This is a genomic window from Bradyrhizobium sp. MI1.7, from assembly GCF_055811795.1.
This window is the reverse complement of record NZ_JBVVPO010000033.1, coordinates 89,593-95,592: the sequence shown is the minus strand read 5'-3', so window position 1 is coordinate 95,592 and position 6,000 is coordinate 89,593. Positions and strand designations below refer to the sequence as shown.

The 6,000-nt window shown below is 58.2% G+C and carries 7 protein-coding genes and 2 pseudogenes; 4 read left to right on the top strand and 5 right to left on the bottom strand.

Annotated elements, in window-relative coordinates; genetic code table 11:
* Window positions 1–478, top strand: a 478-nt coding sequence (locus AC0L3X_RS27075) for an IS3 family transposase (protein ID WP_473316998.1), incomplete at its 5' end; no start/stop codon positions are given.
* Between the two features lie 557 nt (window positions 479–1,035).
* On the opposite strand, the gene AC0L3X_RS27070 is transcribed toward AC0L3X_RS27075, so the two are convergent.
* On the bottom strand, window positions 1,036–1,671 hold the full coding sequence (locus tag AC0L3X_RS27070) for an ATP-dependent DNA ligase (protein WP_354098537.1): 636 nt from the start codon (window positions 1,669–1,671) through the stop codon (window positions 1,036–1,038).
* A 572-nt stretch (window positions 1,672–2,243) separates the two neighbouring features.
* On the opposite strand from AC0L3X_RS27070, the pseudogene AC0L3X_RS27065 reads away from it, so the two are divergent.
* Together AC0L3X_RS27065 and AC0L3X_RS27060 are read left to right on the top strand one after the other, a co-directional pair.
* Window positions 2,244–2,446: pseudogene (locus AC0L3X_RS27065) on the top strand (hypothetical protein).
* A gap of 49 nt (window positions 2,447–2,495) precedes the next feature.
* Window positions 2,496–2,726 carry a DUF6894 family protein gene (locus AC0L3X_RS27060; protein ID WP_085398383.1) on the top strand — a complete coding sequence of 77 codons (231 nt, stop codon included), beginning with the start codon at window positions 2,496–2,498 and terminating at the stop codon, window positions 2,724–2,726.
* A 328-nt stretch (window positions 2,727–3,054) separates the two neighbouring features.
* On the opposite strand, the pseudogene AC0L3X_RS27055 reads toward AC0L3X_RS27060, so the two are convergent.
* From AC0L3X_RS27055 to AC0L3X_RS27040, 4 genes and pseudogenes are all read right to left on the bottom strand, one after another.
* Window positions 3,055–3,491 (bottom strand): annotated as a pseudogene (locus AC0L3X_RS27055) (hypothetical protein).
* 1 nt (window position 3,492) lies between these two features.
* The gene (locus AC0L3X_RS27050; RefSeq protein WP_085398384.1) at window positions 3,493–3,714 is read right to left on the bottom strand and encodes a hypothetical protein; all 222 of its coding nucleotides are present in this window, start codon (window positions 3,712–3,714) and stop codon (window positions 3,493–3,495) included.
* Between the two features lie 143 nt (window positions 3,715–3,857).
* Window positions 3,858–4,415: a hypothetical protein gene (locus tag AC0L3X_RS27045; RefSeq protein WP_354100385.1), complete on the bottom strand. Its 558-nt coding sequence runs from the start codon at window positions 4,413–4,415 to the stop codon at window positions 3,858–3,860.
* A 138-nt stretch (window positions 4,416–4,553) separates the two neighbouring features.
* On the bottom strand, window positions 4,554–4,769 hold the full coding sequence (locus AC0L3X_RS27040) for a hypothetical protein (protein ID WP_473316997.1): 216 nt from the start codon (window positions 4,767–4,769) through the stop codon (window positions 4,554–4,556).
* A 457-nt stretch (window positions 4,770–5,226) separates the two neighbouring features.
* Here AC0L3X_RS27040 and AC0L3X_RS27035 point away from each other — a divergent pair, with 457 nt between their 5' ends.
* Window positions 5,227–5,727 (top strand): hypothetical protein, encoded by a 501-nt coding sequence (locus tag AC0L3X_RS27035; protein ID WP_354098535.1) that lies wholly within the window; start codon window positions 5,227–5,229, stop codon window positions 5,725–5,727.
* Window positions 5,728–6,000 lie beyond the last annotated feature (273 nt).

The window sequence follows — 6,000 nt, the reverse complement described above, 5'->3', positions numbered from 1 at the left end:
TGACAATCCGGCTTCCAGCGCAGCATCCTCGCTGCTTAGCCCCGCGGCAATCGCCAGCCAAAATCTATTCTGTTCATTGCGTCCTGCAACAGACGGCCGTCCTGGCGATGGCAATGGGGCTCGTCCTGATTGCGCCGATCGGCGCCTTACAATGTTCATCGCAACCTCAAACCTCCGAGTGTTGCGACGACCGATTGAATCCGCCCAGTACACCAGCGAGCAGTTCCAGCGCCTGATGGCCGACCACGGCATCGTTTGCAGCATGAGCCGCTCCGGCAACGTCTGGGACAACGCGGCGATGGAGAGCTTCTTCTCCTCGCTCAAGACCGAGCGTACGGCCAACAAGATTTATCGAACCAGAGATGAGGCACGCGCCGATGTGTTCGACTACATCGAACGATTTTACAACACGACCCGCAGGCACTCGACCATCGGCTATCTCAGCCCGGTTGAGTTCGAGCGCAAGCTGGGGGATTAGCTTAACCGGGTGTCCATCAAACCGGCAGCAACTCACTTGGTGCGTGTCGTTCGCTTGGATTGCACTACTCGCGTTTGTTGCCTACGCGATCACTAACCTTCTCTGGTAAGGCATCAAGCTAAGCAGGCAATCGGAACGAGCGCGAGCTACGACTGGTCGTGGGTGTGGAAAAGCAAGTCCGGCCGCCGGTTCACGCTGGCGGGCGGAATTTCAATAGTGACGTGATTTTAGATCAGCTCTAAACTCGTTCCTGCTTCGGAGCGAGGCGGTGTTTTGGAGCGGGATCATGCGAGAGTTTCGCGCATATGTAATCGATGGCGAGGGGCATATAGCGCTTCGAATTGACCTTGAGGTGCAGGACGAGGCGGAGGCTCGGGAGCGAGCCAAATTGCTTGTAGACGGGCGCGCGGTTGAGCTTTGGGAAGGCGCAACCAGGCTCGATAGATTTGAGCCGATCAGCAGGCACTAAGGCCGCCTCAGGGGCACGAGAAACCCGTAACGGGCAACCGTGGCGGTTTTTTTGTGTTCGAGGCGACCGAGTAGCGGGCGCGGTCGATTTAACGCATGGACGGGCCGCGCTGCGAATCCTGGCGCGGGCCTGCTTCATTCAAACCGGCGCGACATGGCCGGATGCGCGCGATTCTTAATCTTGATCCAGTCGCATGTGTGCGGTCGATAGCGCCGTTCCCGATGCTTGGAACGAGCCCCTCGAGGCCCATCTCGCAAGCGGCCGCGAACAGATCCGGACCGATCGCGCCTGGCTCGAATGGTGCGACGAAGATTCCTTCCGGCCGGCCGCGCAGCAGCTTGCCGAGCTCGACCTTGCGCTCGAATAGCGGCATCTGGCGCAGACCGTCGCCGGCGAGCCCGACCAGGTCGAAGGCGTAGAGCTGGGCCTCGGCATTGTGCTTGCCCGAATGCAGCGCGTCGAAATCGGAGATCCCGCGCGCGTCGAGCACCACGATCTCGCCGTCGATTGCAAGCCGCGCCGGGCGCAGCTGGCGGGCGGTCTGGACGATGAACGGGAAGCGCCAGGTCCAGTCGAGGCCGGCCTTGGACTCGAGCCTGACTCGGTCGCCGTCGCGAACCAGGCGCGCGCGGTAACCGTCATATTTGATTTCGTGGATCCAGTCGGGGCCGGCCGGCACGGCCTTAGCGGCCTTTGGAACGCAAAACTCAAAGGCGTGGGGCATGCCGCGTATAGGTGCTGCGGCGGGCAGTTGCCAGTAGTTCCCTAGTCCTGGTCGGCCTCGAGCTCGGCGACCAGGCGGCGCGCTTTCGCCTGCCTTAGGCAACAGGATCTCGACGGCGCGGGCTATCTGGCGGCTCGCGCTGGCGCAGCCATTTGCGCACGGTCTGCGGGATCCCATTGAAACTTTTAGTCCCAGCCGAGATTGAGCTACCGGCCAAAACGAAAACCTAACTCAGGTTTGAAAAAAACCTGCCCTACAAATTCAGGTGGAAGCCGCCACTCGAAGCGCTAATGACCCGGGCCCGCCGGTTCAACCTGGCGGACCATACTTTCAGCTAAGCAGCTATAGAGCGAAAACAGCGCATCGCGCTTTTGAATGCGAGCCCCAGAAAGAATTGTTCCGCAAGGTCCATTTCCATGGCTTGTTCCTCCGGCTGCCCGCTCCGCTTTCCAGCTGAACTAAAGTTCTTCCGAGGGCGCGAGATTCCAACATTTGTGAACAGCAACCGTAGTGCCTTGGCTAAAATTAGGAATGCAAACCAAACGATTAGGACCTTATGCACGAGGCCAGTCATGACGCAACGTCGTCGCAGGTTTAAACAGACCACCACCCTCGAAGAACGTCTCGGCCAAGAAGCCCAGCGATTGAGAGAGGAAGCCAAGAGACTTCCGCACGGCCCTGAGCGCGAAATCCTCCTCCGCAAAGCCAGACAAGCCGAGACCGGCTCTCACACAGCGATTGGCTGAGATCGCCCGGGGTACAGCCGCCGGAATAGGAACAGGTGAACATCTGTTCTATTGCTCTCCCTCGAATGAGGGCGGCTTATGACCCGGTACTACTTCGACATCCGGGACGACACCGGTTTGTACCCGGACGAGGAAGGTCTGGAATTCGACACTCAGCAAGAGGCCGAAGTCGAGGCAGCCAGGTCGCTTGCGAACTTGGCAAAGGACTTTGCCACTATACGGCAGGACGTTTCAGTCGAAGTGAGGACAGAAGTCGAGCGGGTATTTCAAGCCGCGTTCATTTTCGACAGAACTAGGACGAAGCAGTAAGGGACGCTTCAGTTGGCCGTTTATTACGGCTGCTGCCTTCCTATTTGCGAGTCAGCAGATCTTCACCGGGCGGCATCAGCTTCACGTACGGAGAGCCCTGCTCACGCGGAGCAGCTGCGCGAAGCGTTTGCCCGAACAGTGACAGATGTGGAGACCATCACGAGAGAGGACCACATCGCGCTGCCCGGTAAGGCTAACAAGTAGATTACATTGCAAGAAGGCGATCGCTAGGTTGAGGCTACCTGTGGTCGCGGAGGCGCCATGTCTCGCGTAAACGCCCCTTTCGCGGCAAGGGGCCGCCGGCATCGCAAGCCCGCCCGTGACCGGCCTAGTAAGCAGGCCGCACTACTCGGAGCCGGGACAATCTCGGAGAAAACCTGTGGGCAAGCGCGAGCACTGCGACTTCGTCGGTTTCGAGCGCGATCTTTTGGGCAAGCATCACATCGCCAGCCGCCAGAGCACATTGGGGAACGAAACACCAGCCGATCGCGGGCTGCCCAGATGCGTCGACCTCTACAACATTGCTCACGGTTCCATAGTGAATTCGATATCGTCGGCCCGTGTGAGAACCGGTGACTTCGAAATAGTTTTTGGCATCGAATTGCGCGCGCTGCTCGGGAGATAACCATCAAGCAGAAGACGCCGCGCACGCGCTTCCGGGCCATTTTGCTCGATGAAGGTCAAATAGAGCGAACGCAGAGCACGCAAACGTGTACTATCAACGCCTTCGTCTGAACAAAAACATTTTGCCGCGCCCGCGAACAGTCTAGCCGCCGACCAGGCGGGGGTAGAACAGCGTCTCATCCGCAGCCGGATTAAACTTCCGTACAATCTTGAGATCGCCGGCCGCCGTCCAAGTGGCAGCCGTAAATCCTTGGTCGGTCAATTTTTTGAACCGCCGTTCAGCCTCGGCGAGCCCCTTAGGGTCGTCTTGTTCAAAAAAGTGCCTGTTGTCGCCTGTGCGGTCCATTACGATCTGGGCAGCCATGGAAGAGAACTCCGCAATGCCTAGCCTTTTGATGAGGAAAGAAACCTTGCGGCGCTGAAAAGTGTTCCTAAAATTCGGCGTGACTTTCAGTTGGCAGTTCGTCTGGCGACACTGACTGAGATCGACCAAAAAGCGACCGTGTTTCAAGACGTCGCGTACCAACCGTCAGGAAACGGAATGAGCGGCCAGTGCGCGTCTTCGGCGTTGGCGTTCGCGGCGGCGGGTTTGCTCGCAGCTGTTGTATCGGAGACGGACTTCTCCACCTCGGCGGCACTCGCCTCGGTGCGCGCGGCGCACCTGAAATCGATTTGCATGAACAAAGCTCCCACCCGGAAGCCCGATTGACTTGTCAGCATTGTCAAAAACGATCGATCAAAATCTAAGGACACGACAAGATATAAGGTCTCCCGCGCAAGCGATAGGAGCTCGGCCCTGACCCAGTTGCTTTCCGCGTCCCGCAGCACCATCCGGCCTTCCTGCAAGGCGCCGGGTTGCGCGACGCTGCCGGGCGGAAGCCGCCGCCTACCGCGCGCAGGCCGACGCGCTGGATATCGAGGCACAAGCGAAGCGCCGCCTAGCTCGACGAATACGACGCTGCGCAGGTACGCGGTGACGTAGCCAAGCAAGGAAATCCTAAACACAAAGGGGAAGGTTTGCCGGCCACCACTAAAGAAATCGGGATTGCGCCGAAGGAAATCCATGAAGCCCGCCAAATCCGGGATGCGGAGAAACGCGATCCGGGCGTCGTTCGGCGGATCGTCGAGATCGCCGTGAAGGTATGGGGAGCCAAGAGGGGCCGATGAAAGATGGTCGCAGGATCACCGCCGTTTAAGGTCGCGCTACTTCCAAGTGACTCCCAAGTTCGCTGGTTGATGCGGCTTCGATATTTGCGTCTCGCCGTGGACACCGTATTCGCGATCGAAAAACGCGCGGACAGCGCGCGTATATCGACCGCCCATGAGGCCGTCGATTTTGGGGAAGCCGCGGCCTTCCAGCAGAGTGACCACGGCGCGAAAATGAGTGTACTGTCCATGTCCTAAGACGGCCTCGCTCAAGGATCGTTTCGTCGGCGAACAATGGACGTCGCTTGTCTCCCTTGCCGAGCGGCTCGGCGTCTTTGCGTCCGCCAGCTTCACTAACAAACATCCACATTGTGAATGCACCGCTTAGGCAGATCACACGCCCAGGATGTCAATCCAGCAAAGAAACGCTCGGTCCGACTTGGCCGGAGCGGCCACAGTTGCCGCCGGTCTTGCCGCGATCACGTGGGGGCTTGGCGCTATTCCGGCGTCGGGATTTTCTGACAAAACCGTACTCGGCGCGCTCAGCGAGTGATCAGACCGAGCGATAGACGCGTCGTCAGGTGAGCAGCGAGGTTTCGGAGGTTTTTGAGGTGAAGTATCAATTACTCCTAGGAATTGTCACGTATACACGGGTGTAAAGCCTGCTCTAATGAGGTTCCGCGTAAGGGTTGTAGAAAATCTCCAAAAACCACGAAACCACAGATCGCTAATGCCAGAGATTTCAAAGGAAGCGCTTCGCGATCTCGTTGACGAGGCCTTAGACGAAGGGGCGGCCCCTAATCAGCGCGGCGTGCGGGTTGTCTCCAAGGTGATGAAGAAAGTCGGTCACGGTGAGTACGTGCTCTTCGGCGAAGGTGCTCACCCAATGGTCGCGAATATCCTCTCAATCCACACATCGCTATATCGGCCGAAGGACCTGGCTATCGGCGGCGTGCATGGCGGCATCTTCATGTTCCGCGACGTATTTGCTCGGACTTCCATTCCGTTGGGCTTCGGAAAAATCTCTCTCGACCCGTTCACCCTGACTGATCTGACCAAGAATCAACTTGGTTGGCTCGCGATGAGGCCACGAGATATAAAGTGTTTCCTCGATCAGTTTACTGACATCATGGATTTTTCGGGCGGGTCGGAAATTTTGGCCACTACAAGCTTCCGTCTAAGGCGGCACTTAAGTGGTTTTGGTTGGCTGCATTCCAGCTCCAGGCTGTAGCAGCGGCCCTAAGTGCTGCGTAGAAGAGTGGGCCGGCTCACAAGCTATTTCGTTGCCTCCGCAGCCTCGTGGAACTTGGCTTCCAAGAATTGCAAGTCGTGTTCTGTCAGCTTGCGAATGTTGATTTGAAATAGGTTGCGGTAGGGCCTTCTTGACCATCGAGTGCGGGCGCCCGTCGCGAACTATCTGCCGCATCCAGTAAGACCATGGGGACGGCTGGCATTTCTCGGGCGATGGAGTATCTTCCTCCAGGCTGGGCAGAGGCCGCGCGTG

Coding starts and splice junctions, on each gene's coding strand:
- AC0L3X_RS27070 (WP_354098537.1), bottom strand. CDS start 1,671: ATGCCCCACGCCTTTGAGTTTTGCGTTCCAAAGGCCGCTAAGGCCGTG.
- AC0L3X_RS27060 (WP_085398383.1), top strand. CDS start 2,496: ATGACCCGGTACTACTTCGACATCCGGGACGACACCGGTTTGTACCCG.
- AC0L3X_RS27050 (WP_085398384.1), bottom strand. CDS start 3,714: ATGGCTGCCCAGATCGTAATGGACCGCACAGGCGACAACAGGCACTTT.
- AC0L3X_RS27045 (WP_354100385.1), bottom strand. CDS start 4,415: ATGGATTTCCTTCGGCGCAATCCCGATTTCTTTAGTGGTGGCCGGCAA.
- AC0L3X_RS27035 (WP_354098535.1), top strand. CDS start 5,227: ATGCCAGAGATTTCAAAGGAAGCGCTTCGCGATCTCGTTGACGAGGCC.